Genomic DNA, 15301 nt, shown 5'->3' on the forward strand with positions numbered 1-15301 from the left:
TCGAACACCTATCCATATTGAATCGGATAAAAAACGTCTTGCTAAAGCTTGTATTCAAACTCATTCATTCGGACACACTGTTTAATCAAGAAATCTTCATGAAAAATAAACTATCATGGCAAAAACATTTGCATATGTCATAGTAATCAGCATGACGAGGTTGGTTTTTATTTCTTATCCCACAGCCTTTTAGATACCACCTGTTCTATCACCTGCTCGCGGTAGCTGCGGCTGATGGGGATGCGGCTACTGCCGATGAATATCTCGCCCGCTTCTATACCATCTATCTTCCCGATGGCTGCAATAAAAGATTTATGTACTCGTATAAATGCTGTTTCGGCTAGCTTCTCTTCCAGGCTTTTAAGCGAGAGCATGGTAACGTATTTGCCACGTGTGCTGTAAATGGTGACGTAATTCTGCATGCCCTCTACATACAGTATTTCATCAAAAAGTACCTTCTCGTATTTGCTGCCGCATTTAATGAAGAAGTAATCTTCGGCAGGTTTGGTCGGGTCACGGGCCAGCAGTTTCTGATAATCGCGGGCTTTGGCGGCGGCTTTAAAAAAGCGTTCGAAGGTGATGGGCTTCAGCAGGTAATCAAGTACGTTCAGTTGGAAACCTTCCAGCGCGTAGGAAGGATAGGCGGTAGTGATGACCACCATCGGCGGCTTTTGCAATATCTTCAAAAACTCGATGCCATTCATTTTGGGCATTTGTATATCCAGGAACACCAGGTCGGCCGCGCCGCGGTCTATCAGTGGCAGCAGCTCCAGCGGGTTTTCGCACACGCCGGCAAGGCTAAGGAAATCTACCTCCCTTACATAGTTAGCCAAACCTTCGCGGGCTAAGGGTTCATCGTCTATAATTACGCAATTGATCATATTAGCCGGCTATTAATTGTGCGGAGGGAACGGCATCCACCTGCCTTAGTTCCAATTCAAGTTTTATGCTGAAAGTTTCTGGCCCGTGGTCGATTTCTAAAAGGTATCCATCGGGGTAAATCAAATCCAGCCGGCGCTTTACATTCTGCAATCCTATGCCGCCGTAATTGATTACCTCGGCCGATGCATTTGCAGAGACGCTATTAATTACGCTGAAGTAGAGCTGCGTGCCTTTTACAGCCAGATTTATGCTGATGTGGTTTGGGCCGCCTTTATCCTTAGATACGTGTTTAAAAGCGTTTTCTACAAAGGTCATCAATATAAAAGGGGCTATGCCCGCATCGGGCGGGTAATTATCCCCAAGGCTCAGCTCTACCACCAAACTTTCATTTTGGCGAAGCTTTTCCAGCTCGATAAAGTTTTGGAGATAAGCCACCTCTTTGCTTAGATGGATGAGGTTGTCGTTGCACTCGTAAAGCTGGTGCCGCAGTAGCTCTGAGAATTTGGCCAGCGATGCCGAGGCCATATCCGGGTTTTTATGGATGAGGAAAAAGATGGAGTTGATGCTATTGAACAAAAAATGCGGGTTGAACTGGTATTTCAGGAATTTCAGTTCCGTTTCCAGCTTTTCTTTTTCCAGCGCCTGGTGCCGCCGCTGCGTTTCTATCCAGTTTTTAGTGAGCTTGATGCTCATGGCCAGCGTAATGGCGGCGATGGAAGATTTCAATGGGTCCGATTTCGCCTGGTGATAGAAGCCGTTCCAATCGCTGGTGATGCCAAACATTTTTTCGGCGCTGCTGCCGGCCAGCCGGGCGCTTATAAAATACCCCGGCACTATCAGGAACGAAGAGGCAATAATGGCCAATGCCAGGAAAAGCATGTACCAGCCATACCGCCCTTTTTGCAGGTAACGGGGGATGAGGAAATAGAGGTTGAAATAGACGGCGAACGCCGGAAAGATCATGTAAAAGAAAGACTTGACAACAAAGACAGAAAAAAACATATCCTGTGCCGCCCGGTAAGGGCTGTCGACCGCCAATGCCCATAGCACATAGTTGTACGCCATCCAAAAAGGGATGTGGTACAGCTTATACTTAATAAACCAGTTTTGCTGCGTGGTAATGGATGCCATGATGGTTAAAGTTACAGCAATTGTGTTAATAAACACAGCGTGGTAGTTTAACCGCCGGTTTTAATTGACGAGATGCATGCGGCAATGGATAAGCGGTTGGTTGGGCACTACAGCGCATCCAAACCGGCGCTTTGGGCTTATAAATGCCGGTGGTCAATTTGCTATGGCCGTTCATCAACCCGGTTCGTTTGGGGAGGCTGCAAAAATTTCTTTTGCAGCATGAAAACTTTATTCGCGTTGCTATTAGTAACAATATTAAGCTTCAGGGCTTATGGCCAGGTTGGCGGTAAGTTGGTTTCTGCGGATGGGAGTGCGGTGGGTTTCGCCACCGTGTCGGTTCTAAGGAGCCCGGATAGCGTGGCGGTCCGGTCGGTATTGTCTGATGATAAGGGGGCGTTTAGCCTTACGGCGATACCGAACGGCAGCTATATCCTAAAGGTTAACAGTCTTGGCCATATTACCTGGTCATCTAAGCCTTTTGTGCTTAGTGCTGCGCAACCGGGGTATGATGCCGGCACGGTGGTATTGGCAGCGGCCAGCAAGCAACTGGGCGAAGTAGTCATCCGCTCCAATAAGCCGCTGGTGCAGCAACAGCCCGGCGGATTGGTGGTCAACGTGCAAAACAGCCTGATGGCAAAAGGCAGCACGGTTTTACAGGTGCTGCAGCGTTCGCCGGGCGTGGTGTTAGATCCGCAGCACGGCGGCATCAGCCTGAACGGCAAAAGTGGGGTGATGGTGATGCTTGACGGCAAACTGCTGCGCCTTACTACTGAGCAGGTAACGACACTGCTTAACGGGATGACCGCCGACGACATAGATAAGATAGAGCTGCTAAGCACCCCACCTGCCCGCTACGATGCCGATGGCAACGCCGGCCTCATCAACATCGTAACCAAAAAGAATAAGAAACAGGGAACAAGCGGCTCGGTAACGGCATCCGCAGGCTACAGTAAAGGCCTGAAAGCTTCTGCCGACCTTAACCTGAATCATAACAGCGAAAAACTGAGCCTGCGCGGCTCTTATGATTATGCCCGCGACCGCGGCTACTCCCTGCTGCTGGCCGATGGCACCGAGATAGTGGGCATCCTTGGCGGGCCGGTCGCTTTTCAGTACAACGGTGAGGGCAAGCCCTTCGCTACTTACAACGGCATGGGCGCCGGGCTCGACTATCGGTCCACACCTACGCTTACCGTAGGCGGGGCATTGTATTACGCTATCAGCGCCAATGACAATAACAACCACAACTTTGGCAAATACACCCTGCCCGATACCGTCCTTATGTTCGATTCGCAGCTGGCCGGCAACAGCCGCACGCGCTACCTGCACCCCAGCCTTTACCTGGAGCAAACGATGGGAAAGGACCAAAAACTGAATATCGACCTGGATTATTTCGGCCATTATTACCGGGGACTGACGCAGGTACAAAGCAATTTCAGCAACAGCGTGTTTGGGCAAAGGCAACGCAATTTTGCAAATGCCGATATCAAAGTGGGGGTTGCTAAAATAGATTATACCAACGCGTTTAGCAAGCGGCTGCGGCTGGAGAGCGGCCTGAAAAGCACCTACACCCGAAGCCAAAGTATCGCCGGTATTGAAAAGCTGGTAGATGGCAACTGGTTAAACATCGGCGCCGGCACCTCAAACGATTTGGGGACGAAAGAATTCATCGGCGGGGCATACGCCATCCTTAATTGGCAAGCCGATAGCCTCATCAATATCTCGGCCGGGGCGCGATACGAGTATTCGCGCAACAGTACCGATCATTCGCTTAATGCGCAATACCTGATAGACCGCCGGCTTGGCAAACTGTTCCCCAGTATTTTCCTTACCCGCAAGCTTAACGCTAACGACGAGCTGCAGCTATCCTACACCGAACGGATCACCCGCCCCACCTTTGCCGATTTGGCCTCCTACGTTTCTTATAACGACCCGGTTTCGGTTTTTACGGGCAACCCTGCGTTGAAGCCCACTATAACCCATAACCTTAAGCTGGCTTATAACCGCAACGACTTATTATTCTCTATCCTATACAGCCGGGACATTAACTCCATACGGGGCGTGCAAATTATGACCGGCCCCACCCCCGGCCTGGTGTACCTTAGGCCCGAAAACGGCGATTGGCAAAACAACTTCCTTTTACAGGCCACCGTCCCAATAAAGCCCGCGGCCTGGTGGGAGATGAGCTATGGCTTCGTAGGCGGGCTGCACCAATATAAGGTTAGTTATTTCCCGCAACCCCTGCAGAAAACGTATTTTAGTTATAACATCAATTTTACGGAGAGTTTTAAACTACCGCGTAATTACGCTATCGAACTATCGGGCTATTACAACTCATCGGCTTATGACAGCAATTCCAATTCGAGCTCTAATGCCGCTATCAACCTGGGCTTCAAAAAAGAATTGCCCAATCAAAATGGTAGCTTCCAGCTGAGCATATCGGATGTATTCAGCTCCGTTATTTATCGCGCCAAAATCGGGCAGCTTACCACCGATGCTTTCAATACGGATGTGCGCGTGAGCTACCAGCCCGAATCGCGGTTTTTCCCTATCATCAAGCTGTCCTATTCGCGCTCCTTAGGCGCCAACAGTAAAGCATCCCGCAAAAATAAGGGAACAGACGATGAGCAGAAGCGGCTTTAATAGTATGGAATTATCAGCTCTTACTATATAGCCTTTTCCGCTATAAGGTATTTCCAAACAGGTATGGCCAGTGCCGCCCCCGCAACCGGCGCAACCATATAAATCCAAAAATGCTCTAAATGTCCCGATACAATTGCTGGTGCGATGGACCGTACCGGGTTCATGGATGCCCCGCAGATAGGCCCGGCAAACATAGCCTCCAGGCCAACTACAGCGCCAATGGCAATGCCCGCGAATTGCCCCTGCTCTTTGCTGCCATGCGCCACATTCATAATTACCAGCATCAAGAAGAAGGTAAGTAACAGTTCGAGGATGAATGATTGCATCTCGGTGCCAGCCGGCAGCGTTGCGCCTAATAAAGGAGAGGTGGGGAAAAGGTATTTAAGCGTGAGGCTGGCCAGTAAAGCACCGGCCAACTGGCTGATGATGTAGCCCGGCAGCAGCCGCGCCTTGAAACGCCCCGCTATGGCAAAAGCGATACTCACCGCCGGGTTAATATGGCAGCCGGATATATTGCCGATGCTGTAAATTAACGCCATTACCGTTAATCCCCAGGTGATTGCCACACCTACATGGCTAACCGCTCCGGCTGTTTGCTGGTCTATAACCATTGCGCCCGTGCCGCAAAAAATAAGTATGAATGTGCCAATCAGTTCGGCCACATATTTCTTCATGCCAGATGGGTTTGAACAAAGTTTGCTGCGTAAACCTTAACCATATCCCGCACCCGCCTAAACTCGTCCATCACTTCTTCGGGCGTGCCGCTTGCTTTGGCCGGGTCGGGAAAATTTTGGTGGAAGCGCTCCACTTTGCCCGGGAAGTATGGGCAGGCTTCGTTGGCATTATCGCATACGGTAATCACATAATCGAAAGGAATGTCCAGATACTCATCTACATTATTGGAGGTGTGTTTGGAGATATCGATATGGTCCTCGGCCATTACCTGTATGGCTTTAGGATTCACACCATGGGTTTCTATGCCCGCGCTGTAAATATTTGCTTTACCATCGGCGTAAAAACGCAGGTAACCGTGGGCAATCTGGCTGCGGCAGCTGTTGCCGGTACACAATACTAAAATATTCTTCATGTTATAAAATTGATTTCATCATTACTATTGCCGATGCTGGGCATGCAAGTTTTCCCGGAACCCCATATAATGTTAAATTTAAAAAGCTTTTCTCAACCTGTCTGCCAATTCATCCGGCAAAGGGCTGTCAATAATTGCCTTGGCTGCTTTTTCAACATCGTAATCAAAGCGGATAAATTCTATGTGAACGTTACCTTCCGTTGTAGCGGTACTGTTTTCGTTAATGGTTAGCAAGACGTAGCAGCCCTTTGGGTTACCATCTTTTGGCTTGCCTATAGAACCAACATTTATTGTGCGATAAATTCTATCGCCCGACTGAATAACCCGGCTATATGGCTTATGCGAATGGCCAACGCAAAGTATATCAGCATTTGCCCCCTTCATCATATCCCGTACATAAGTTTCATCAAGATTTTCTAAAACGTATTCATCAATGCTTCGTGGGCTGCCATGTGCCATCACAACATTCAGCTGGTTGTTGTTCAACTGAAACTCCAGCTTTATATGTGCCGGAAGCGTATTTAGGTATTGGCGGTTTTCAGGGGTAACCAATTCGTATGCATAGCCTTTGGATTTGCGGTCGTGGTTGCCCGCTAATGTGGCTATACCACGTTTACGGATTTCATTGATGACCTCGTTGGGCCAAATGTTATAACCAATCAAATCGCCTAAACAATAAACAGCATCGGGTTTACGGTTGTCAACGTCTACCAGAAATGCTTCGAATGCCGGTAGGTTGGCGTGTATATCCGAAAAAAGTGCAATCTTCATTTATGCAGCTGTTAAAGTTCTAGATGTATAGTATTTTTTTACGGAAGTGGAAAGTTGATTTTTTTTGAACCTTATAAAGCTTTTTCCATTACTATCGCCGATACAGGGCACATGTGGCTAAACTCCGATGAGGTTTTTATCTCTGCCGGGGCCTGGTCGCGGCTAATTTGTATAAAACCGTTATTTTTAAAATAATCAGCAGCGGTTTCTGTAAGCAGGTACAAGGCAGATAAGCCTTTGGATTTGCCTGCAGATTCAATTTGGCTGACGAGCCTCAGCGCTATTCCGCGGCCCCGGTAACCGGGGCTCACGGCCACAGAACGGAGCAAGCCGTAATTGCCGTAAACTTCCATGCCCGCCACGCCAATTATGTCTCCGCTTTCTGCTGCCACAAAAAAATCGTCGAGGCGCTCGGGCAAATCCTCCACCGGCAGGTTTTCGGCCCTTAATAGGGCTATCGCTTCGTCTCTATAAGAAGCTGCGGTTTCAATATCCATTTTATTTCGTTTAGCAGCAACCACCACCGGGAGTACAGCATGCTGCCTCCGGTGAAGCCAGGTTTATCAATTTAATTTTTGGTTTTTCGGCAACAGGGGCGCAGCATTCTTCGCCTTTATCATTGGTGCCGCAGCTTCCGCCACGTTCCTGGGCCTTGCATTGTACGGCATCGGGCCGTAAGTCGATAAGCAGATTCTCGCCATCTACGATGAGGTCGTTAGGGAACATTTGCCTGGTATCGAATTCCGAATTGCCGAATTCGATCTTCACCGTCCCATCCGCATCCAATGGCAGCATCTTCTCAACAATGCTTACGATAGAAAGGGCCTTGGCCACTTTCATTGGGCGGGCCTGTACCTCATTATCCGGCACCCATAATTGAACGATGATTTCCGTCCATTTATTCATCACGCCGCCACAATCTACCGATGTTATGGGCGCTTGTTTTATCTCGGTGATGTGATATGCCGCATCCACCAGTTTATCTTCGGCATAGCGAAACTGCAAATACGAATCGGGGTGCTGTACTAACACATCCTTGAAGGTTTTCCAGTTGATAGTTTTTGTCTTATCCATTGTAATATTGCGATTAATCTATTCAAATTTTTTTTAGCAGCAATTATTCTTTTCTCCGTACGAGGCAAACAGCCCGTTCAGCTCCGTTTGCAGCAGCTTCCAGGCTTTTGGTTCAATGCAATAGCAAACGCTTACGCCCTCTATGGTCCCTTGTATCAGGCCGGCATTCTTCAACTCTTTTAAATGCTGCGATATGGTTGCCTGTGCCAGGCCCAGTTCCGTTACCAAATCGCCGCATATACAGGCATTGGCCCTGATCAGTTCCTGCAAAATGGCAATGCGCGCCGGGTGCGCAATGGCTTTCAGCTGCAAGGCAAGGCTGTTTTGCTCTTCGGTATATATCTCTGATTTGGTAGCGCCCATTATTAATCGCAATATTACGATTAATAATAATGATATAAAAAAATAATTATACAATTTTTTGTAACAAGTGTAATTGCCCATCATCCAATTAAACGCTATACAGCCAAGGTCTCATAAAGCTGTAAGTTATTGTGAGGGCCCGCACCTTAAGGGTTCCGTTAATAAAAAAATCACTTAAATAAAATGTCTGACTCAATTCTCCAATTCTGGTGGGTGCTGCCGCTATGTGCCGCCCTTTTTGCGTACAAATTTGTACTGCAGGTGTTTTTTGGTATGATCATCGTTCCTGATGACCGCATTGGTTTAGTTGTTAAAAAATTTACCCTGTATGGCAGCGGGCGGCTGCCGGACGGCCGTATCATTGCCGTAAACGGCGAAGCGGGTATGCAGGGCAAGCCACTAGCCCCGGGTTTGTACTGGCGCATGTGGCCATGGCAGTATGCCATTACCATGGAGCAGTTTACCGTTATCCCGCAGGATAAGCTGGGCCTGGTAAAAGCCAAGGATGGTGCGCCGATGGATACCGGCCGTGTACTGGGTAAACCGGTACCTTGCGATAAGTTCCAGGATTCGCAGGCTTTCCTTGAGAATAACGGGCAAAAAGGCCCGCAAGCCGCGTTTCTGACGCCGGGTAGTTACCGTATCAACACCTTCCTGTTCGAGATTGTGATGGTGCCTATCACCCGTATACAGGAAAACAAGGTGGGTATCGTTACCACGCTGGATGGCGAGCCGTTGGAAAAAGGCGACATCGCCGGTGGCTCGGTTGCGGGGCACCGTAACTACCAGGACCCCATGGCCTTTATACAGGCAGGCGGCCGCAAAGGCTTGCAGGAAGACGTCATCCTGGCAGGTACGTACTACCTTAACCCATGGTTTGCCGTGGTAGAGCAGGTAGAGATGATACATATCCACATCGGTTATGTGGGCGTGGTGAACTCCTTCGTTGGCCCCGAAGGTAAGGATACCAGCGGTGTGGGCTTTACCCATGGTAACATTGTAAAGAAATACGATAAAGGTGTGTGGGACGAGCCTTTAGACCCGGGTAAGCACCCTGTGAATATTTACACCCACTCGGTAGAGATTGTGCCTACAACCAACATCGTGCTTAACTGGGCAAATAGCCGTACCGAATCGCACGAGCTGGATAAGCATCTGTGTACCATAAGCGTAAGATCGCACGATGGTTTTACGTTCAATTTGGACGTATCACAGATCATCCACATACCGCGTAACGATGCGCCAAAGGTGATTGCCCGTTTCGGTAACATGAAAAACCTGGTATCGCAGGTGCTGGAACCTACCATCGCCAACTACTTCCGTAACTCGGCACAAAAAAGTGGTGTGATAGAGTTCTTAACCAACCGGTCCGACAGGCAGGAAGATGCCCGTGCGCAGATTGGCAAGGTATTGGGCGAGTATAACGTAGAAGGCGTGGATACGCTGATAGGTGACATTGTGCCGCCGGAAGCGTTGATGCGTACCCTTACCGATCGTAAAATAGCCGAGCAGGAACGCGTTACTTACGAGATACAGAAAAGTGCCCAGATAGAGCGTAAGGAATTTGAAAGCGCCAAAGCCGGTGCCGATATGCAGCCTGAGGTTGTAAAATCGACCCGACAGGTAGAAATAAACACCCAGATGGCTGCTTCTAAAGTGGCTGCTGCAAGGGGTGATGCCGAATCGAGGGTGATTAACGCTAAAGCGGACGCGGAAAATAAAACCATTATTGCCCGTGCCGATGCCGAAGCCAAAACCATCAACGCCAAAGCCGATGCGGCCGCTACCGAAATGAACGGTAACGCCGATGCCGGTAAAATTAAGGCCATAGGTTTGGCCGAAGCCGAGGTTACCAAACAAAAAACCGAAGCCATGGGTACCGAACAATACGCCATAGTGCGCGTAGCCGAAACACTGGCTATGAACGGTATAAAACTGGTACCTGAGATATTGATAAACGGCCAGAATGGCGGCGGCAACGGTATGATAGATGCCCTGATAGGCAGCGAAATGCTGAAAAAGCTGCAACGCGAAGCAGGCGTAGTTGATATTAAACCAACTAACGATGCGGTGTAGTTAAAGCTGTAGGTTATTGACAAGCCCGAAATGTGGCGCGCAGGAAACTGTGCGCCACATTTCGTTTACCACCACGCCTTTGCCACTACGTCTTTGCGAGCCGCGGCGGGTAGGGGGCGTGCGGACTGGCGGCGTGGCAATCATCGGCACTAAGGTCAGACTTGCATAGCGGCCCTGCTCACCGAGGATTGCCACGCTATCGCTCGCAAGGACGTGGTGGTTTTACCCAAACAGCAACCCAAATTCCGCTACCGCGAGATTAGCGTAGCGTATCTCGTGGTGGGCATTGGGCAAGCTTCCAGCTTGCGTCAGCTGAAAGCTGACCATGTGCGCACCACGGGCTGGAAGCCCGCGGCAGCCAGGAATTTTACCCAAACAGCAACCCAAACACCTCCTCTATCCTACCCACTACCTTCACATCGATGGTGTAGCGCGATAGATCAAGCCGGTTTTTGTCTTTTGCGCCGGAGGGCATGTTGTATTTGGAAATGAATATCTGCTCGAAGCCGAGTTTCTGTGCTTCGGCAATGCGTTGTTCCACGCGGTTTACGGCGCGTATCTCGCCCGAGAGGCCAATCTCGCCCGCGAAGCAGGTTTTTGCAGGTATAGGGATATCCTCGTGTGAGGAGATAATAGCTGCTGCCAAGCCCAGGTCGATAGCCGGGTCTTCCACCCGGATGCCGCCGGTGATGTTGAGGAACACATCCTTTGCGCCCAGACGGAAACCGCAGCGTTTCTCCAGCACGGCCAGCAGCATGCTCATCCGTTTAGTGTCGAAGCCGGTTGCGGTACGTTGCGGCGTACCGTATGCCGACGTACTCACTAGTGCCTGGGTTTCTATCAGCATAGGGCGCATGCCTTCTAAGGTGGCTGATATGGTGATGCCGCTCAGTGGCTCATCGCGTTGCGACAATAATATTTCTGATGGGTTAGAAACCTCGCGCAGGCCCTCGCCTAGCATCTCATAAATCCCCAGCTCCGATGCCGAACCGAAACGGTTTTTGATGGTGCGCAATATGCGGTACACGTGGTGGCGGTCGCCCTCGAATTGCAGCACGGTATCCACCATGTGCTCCAGTATTTTGGGACCGGCTATCATACCATCTTTGGTGATATGGCCAATCAAAAACACAGGAGTTGACGTTTCCTTTGCAAAGCGCAGCAGCTCGGCTGTACATTCCCGCACCTGCGATACGCTCCCCGGCGTAGATTCTACATGCGCCGAGTGCAGCGTTTGGATGGAATCTATCACCACCAGGTCCGGTTGTAATTCCTCTATCTGCTTAAATATATTTTGGGTGGAGGTTTCGGTGAGGACGTAGCAAGTCTTTCCTGTCTCGAATTGATTGTCACTGCCGACTGCTAACTGCCCACTGCCTACTGTGCTCAACCTTTCCGCCCGCATTTTTATTTGGTGGTCGCTTTCCTCGCCCGATACGTAGAGTACTTTGATACCCGGCATATTCAGGGCCAACTGCAGCATCAGGGTAGATTTACCGATGCCCGGTTCGCCGCCTATCAGCACCAGCGAACCTGCGACGATGCCGCCGCCCAGCACGCGGTTGAATTCTTTATCGGGCGTAAGCAGGCGGTGCTCTTCTTTAAAGGTAATATCAGCCACCTGCACCGGCTTATTGGCCCGTACGGATGATGCCGGACTAGCCTTCCAGGCGGGTACGGATGCGTTGGCCTTCTCCAAAACCTCCTCAACCATGGTATTCCACGATTGGCAGGCAGGGCATTTGCCCAGCCACTTAGGCGATTCGTAGCCACAGCTCTGGCAGAAATATGCGATTTTGGTTTTAGCCATTGTTGTTCGGATGTGTCCCGAAGGTTCGGGATACAAATATGCAGATTATTATTGAATGCTAAAAAAAATAGCAATCAATTAAGGGTGTGCTGCGCTTATTTCGGCAGAAAAAAATTGATCCCTATGGGCCTTAGATGCGGTTGTTGGCAACGGCTAGTATCGATTCAATTAAAGCACCATAGAACTCTTCCATAAGCGCCTTTAAGGCAGCCGTGTTTTCTGGTTTACGGAACTTAATTTTCCATAAATCTTCTTCATGCCCAATAAAAGCAAGCAGAGTCGCATAAAGCACCTGCCTTACAGGTAGAGACGAGGCCTCATTTTTAAGTAATCCCTCTTTTAACACTGAATGTGGCTGCGGGCTATCGAGGGTGTTAAAAGCAATGCTAAAGATATCTGCCCACTTTAAGAAATCATTATCCGCGGCATACGAAATGCATCTTTTTAGCACATCGTGCAATCGCTTTTTGGCTCGTTGCAAGTCAACTTTTTCATCTATCGTCTCTTCAAGCCTGTAGGCGAGGAAGTATCTTACGTTCCAACTTTCCTCTCCTGATGAATTCTTTTGTTTAAACCACCTTTGAAACCAGAAATTGGAATAACTTTTATAGATGGCTTCGATAAATAAAGTCCCCCTCAGCGCAACCGGCGTTTGTATTTCGTTGGCTGGGGCGGCCTCGGGCAGCCGGTAATGCAACGATAATTTTATACAATCTTCTTTTTCCAGGAACTTAAACCATCTGATGGGGTTCGCAGCCGCGATTTCGCCATCGAGCCCCCCACGGTTAACGTAGTTCCTGAGCAAAATATATCCAACGGTTTCGCAGTTCTCAAATACCATACTATCGAGATAACCGGGAGGGATCGTCCCGCTTTTTCTATACTCGTTGTAGTTATAAATTAATGAAATGAGTTGTGCGGCGTGAAGGTTCATGGCTTCACAAATTTAAGATTTCAAACTTATAAATAAAGAGTCTGCATAGTGCACGGCGAACCGCGCATCGAGGCTACGCGCCTTTTGTGCCTTTACCGCTGCAATCCCGCGCTCGCCAAATCATCTACATTACCAAACATAAACACATTGCCGAAAATGCCCATGCCCACTACTTTGGAACGCTCCTGATAGCTCATTTTGGTGAGGGAAAAGAAAAGGTAGTTGTCGCTGCTTACCAGAGTGTCTACCGCGCGGCTTATCAAGGCGGTGCCAAACAGTGCGCCAAGGCCGCTGCTATCATCTTTCACTTTGTCGTTCACGTATGCGGTGAGCTTTTCTTTTACGGCCTCTTTGTGCCGCTGCGTATTGGGGTTGGTAAGGGCGGCGATAATCAATATCACGGCGATGATGGCAAGGATAATATGCGACTTCTTCATATAGCTTAGGTGGGTTTATTGCTGTAAGCTACAAAAATCTTTAATCTTTTAGCTTATTTAATCAATTCTTTCAGATAGGCATACTTATTAACCGGCAAATCCATTAGGACACAGCATTGTTCTACCGTATCATAAAGCTCTGCACTTATCGGGATAGAAAACTCATATAGCTGCTCCGCGATTTGCGCTAAAGCGAGGAGGAGTTCGCTATATTCGACATATTCTTCGGCACAAATAATGTCCTGCTTCGGCAATGCGGTTTCCCTTGCCATATCTATTAGCGCTCTTAATGCCCGATTAGTTTTTCTATAGCCCAACATAACATAAAGCTAACAAAAAGAGCAGATGCTAATTAAAACATCTGCTCTTTTTCATCTGCATATCTGCAAATCTATAATCTGCACATCTACAACTTAATCTCTTCGTCTTTGCCCGAGAAGAAGTGGAACTCGGTTATCTGGTAAGCAGGGTTGCTTTTTACCTTTATCCACTGGTTGTACTTAAAGTACCATTTCATCTGGCGGTTAAAGAGGCCTTTTTTGATGAATGCTTCAATGTACGGGTGTACGCAAAGGGTAATGTTTTTCTCGTTCTGCTCCTCCAGGATGAAGTTGAAATTGTTTTCAATATCATCCAGCAGCAATACCGTTGGGCGTATGGTGCCCGTTCCGTTACAGGCAGGGCAGACCTCGCTGGTAACGATGTTCATTTCGGGCCTTACGCGCTGGCGGGTGATCTGTATCAGCCCGAACTTGCTTGGCGGCAAAATGGTATGCTTGGCGCGGTCGTCGGCCATTTGGGCCTTCAGGTAATCGAACAGTTCCTTGCGGTTGTTCGGCTTGTGCATGTCTATAAAGTCGACAACTACGATGCCGCCCATATCACGCAGGCGCAGCTGGCGGGCAATTTCTTTGGCCGCTTCCTTGTTTACCTGGTAAGCGTTATCCTCCTGATTTTCTTTATTAGCCGTGCGATTGCCGCTGTTTACGTCGATAACGTGCAGGGCTTCGGTATGCTCTATAACCAGGTAAGCGCCGCCAGCCAGGTTAACCGTTTTACCGAATGCGCCTTTTATCTGCTTATCCACGCCGTGGTGCTCAAATATAGGCTCTTTGTGTTTGTGCAGGCGTACGATGCCTTCCATCTCTGGCGAGATTTCGTGGATATACGATTTTACATCATCGTACATGCTCTGCTCGTTCACATAAATGTGCTGAAAATCCGGGTTAAGGATATCTCTCAGGATAGTTGATGTACGGCCAATCTCGCCCAAAACCTTTTTAGAAGGCTCGGTGCCTTGCAGCTTGGTTACAAAGACTTCCCATTTGGATATCAGATCCAGCAGGTCCTTTTGCAACTCGTCAACACCTTTACTTTCGGACACGGTGCGTATAATTACGCCGAAATGCTTTGGTTTGATGCTCTCTACCACCTTGCGCAGGCGTGTGCGCTCGGTATTGCTCTTAATCTTTTTAGAGATGGATATCACCTCAGAAAAAGGCACCAAAACAACATAGCGGCCCGCAATAGACAGGTCGCTGCTAAGCCTGGGGCCCTTTGTTGAGATAGGCTCCTTGGCAATTTGTACTGGTACAAGCACTCCCTTCGATAAAACATCAGAGATTTTGCCTCCTTTGTTTATATCCGCCTCGAGCTTAAAGTTATCTAAAAGCTTCGATTGGTATCCCCCGCTACGTACTTGTTTGGTTAGCTTAAGCAGGCTTTGTACCTGCGGCCCCAAATCAAGATAATGCAAAAAGGCATCCTTCTCGTAACCAACATCCACAAAAGCAGCATTCAGGCTCGGCATAATTTTTTTAATGCGGCCTAAATACAAATCGCCAACAGTATAATTATTGGTGATGTGCTCTTTATGGAGTTCTACAAGTTGTTTGTCCTGTATTAATGCAATAGTAGCCCCGTTGGGGGATGAATCGATAATTAATTCTTTTATCAATTGCTACTCCATTTCTTAAAACGGCGCCATAGGCACCGCGGGTTGGGAAAAAATAAAACATAAATAGTCCCGCAGGTTTTGTGCGGGACTTCATAAGCTATCGCGATAGCTTATTTTTTCTTATGCCTGTTTTTTCTTA

Annotated in this window: 15 protein-coding genes; 2 read left to right on the plus strand and 13 right to left on the minus strand. The window is 48.7% G+C overall.

Translation table 11 applies throughout. From position 1 onward, the window contains the following. Nucleotides 1-167: 167 nt before the first annotated feature. Entirely contained in the window at nucleotides 168-881 is a 714-nt protein-coding gene (locus tag AC1DYT_RS25475) for a LytR/AlgR family response regulator transcription factor (protein ID WP_477472309.1), read from the minus strand. Between the two features lies 1 nt (nucleotide 882). Beyond that, nucleotides 883-2013, minus strand: a complete 1131-nt coding sequence (locus AC1DYT_RS25480) for a sensor histidine kinase (protein ID WP_477472310.1) — start codon at nucleotides 2011-2013, stop codon at nucleotides 883-885. A gap of 219 nt (nucleotides 2014-2232) precedes the next feature. On the opposite strand from AC1DYT_RS25480, the gene AC1DYT_RS25485 reads away from it, so the two are divergent. Then, nucleotides 2233-4653 (plus strand): TonB-dependent receptor domain-containing protein, encoded by a 2421-nt coding sequence (locus AC1DYT_RS25485; protein WP_477472311.1) that lies wholly within the window; start codon nucleotides 2233-2235, stop codon nucleotides 4651-4653. Nucleotides 4654-4676: 23 nt separating this feature from the next. Here the strand turns inward: AC1DYT_RS25485 and AC1DYT_RS25490 are convergent, their stop codons facing one another. The 6 genes from AC1DYT_RS25490 to AC1DYT_RS25515 form a co-directional block, all read right to left on the minus strand. Next, the gene (locus tag AC1DYT_RS25490; protein WP_477472312.1) at nucleotides 4677-5327 is read right to left on the minus strand and encodes an MIP/aquaporin family protein; all 651 of its coding nucleotides are present in this window, start codon (nucleotides 5325-5327) and stop codon (nucleotides 4677-4679) included. After that, nucleotides 5324-5740 (minus strand): arsenate reductase ArsC, encoded by a 417-nt coding sequence (locus AC1DYT_RS25495; RefSeq protein ID WP_477457651.1) that lies wholly within the window; start codon nucleotides 5738-5740, stop codon nucleotides 5324-5326. The genes AC1DYT_RS25490 and AC1DYT_RS25495 overlap by 4 nt, the downstream gene beginning before the upstream one ends. A gap of 78 nt (nucleotides 5741-5818) precedes the next feature. After that, nucleotides 5819-6511: a metallophosphoesterase family protein gene (locus AC1DYT_RS25500; protein ID WP_477472313.1), complete on the minus strand. Its 693-nt coding sequence runs from the start codon at nucleotides 6509-6511 to the stop codon at nucleotides 5819-5821. A 71-nt stretch (nucleotides 6512-6582) separates the two neighbouring features. Continuing rightward, entirely contained in the window at nucleotides 6583-7008 is a 426-nt protein-coding gene (gene arsN2, locus AC1DYT_RS25505) for an arsenic resistance N-acetyltransferase ArsN2 (RefSeq protein ID WP_477472314.1), read from the minus strand. A 10-nt stretch (nucleotides 7009-7018) separates the two neighbouring features. Next, entirely contained in the window at nucleotides 7019-7585 is a 567-nt protein-coding gene (locus tag AC1DYT_RS25510) for a DUF6428 family protein (RefSeq protein ID WP_477472315.1), read from the minus strand. 33 nt (nucleotides 7586-7618) lie between these two features. Next, nucleotides 7619-7948, minus strand: a complete 330-nt coding sequence (locus tag AC1DYT_RS25515; protein ID WP_477457647.1) for an ArsR/SmtB family transcription factor — start codon at nucleotides 7946-7948, stop codon at nucleotides 7619-7621. Between the two features lie 183 nt (nucleotides 7949-8131). Here AC1DYT_RS25515 and AC1DYT_RS25520 point away from each other — a divergent pair, with 183 nt between their 5' ends. Further along, the gene (locus AC1DYT_RS25520; RefSeq protein ID WP_477472316.1) at nucleotides 8132-10024 is read left to right on the plus strand and encodes an SPFH domain-containing protein; all 1893 of its coding nucleotides are present in this window, start codon (nucleotides 8132-8134) and stop codon (nucleotides 10022-10024) included. Nucleotides 10025-10391: 367 nt separating this feature from the next. Here AC1DYT_RS25520 and radA read toward each other — a convergent pair whose 3' ends face one another. The 5 genes from radA to AC1DYT_RS25545 form a co-directional block, all read right to left on the minus strand. Further along, nucleotides 10392-11834, minus strand: coding sequence for a DNA repair protein RadA (gene radA, locus AC1DYT_RS25525; protein ID WP_477457645.1), 1443 nt, complete (start codon nucleotides 11832-11834; stop codon nucleotides 10392-10394). Nucleotides 11835-11964: 130 nt separating this feature from the next. Next, on the minus strand, nucleotides 11965-12768 hold the full coding sequence (locus AC1DYT_RS25530) for a hypothetical protein (protein WP_477472317.1): 804 nt from the start codon (nucleotides 12766-12768) through the stop codon (nucleotides 11965-11967). Between the two features lie 92 nt (nucleotides 12769-12860). Next, entirely contained in the window at nucleotides 12861-13205 is a 345-nt protein-coding gene (locus AC1DYT_RS25535; RefSeq protein WP_477472318.1) for a hypothetical protein, read from the minus strand. A 53-nt stretch (nucleotides 13206-13258) separates the two neighbouring features. Further along, nucleotides 13259-13477: a MafI family immunity protein gene (locus AC1DYT_RS25540; RefSeq protein ID WP_477472319.1), complete on the minus strand. Its 219-nt coding sequence runs from the start codon at nucleotides 13475-13477 to the stop codon at nucleotides 13259-13261. A 134-nt stretch (nucleotides 13478-13611) separates the two neighbouring features. Next, a complete protein-coding gene (locus tag AC1DYT_RS25545; protein ID WP_477457642.1) occupies nucleotides 13612-15162 on the minus strand; it encodes an Rne/Rng family ribonuclease in 1551 nt (516 codons plus the stop codon). Nucleotides 15163-15301: the final 139 nt, after the last annotated feature.

The organism is Mucilaginibacter sp. P1_D10, from assembly GCF_056406215.1.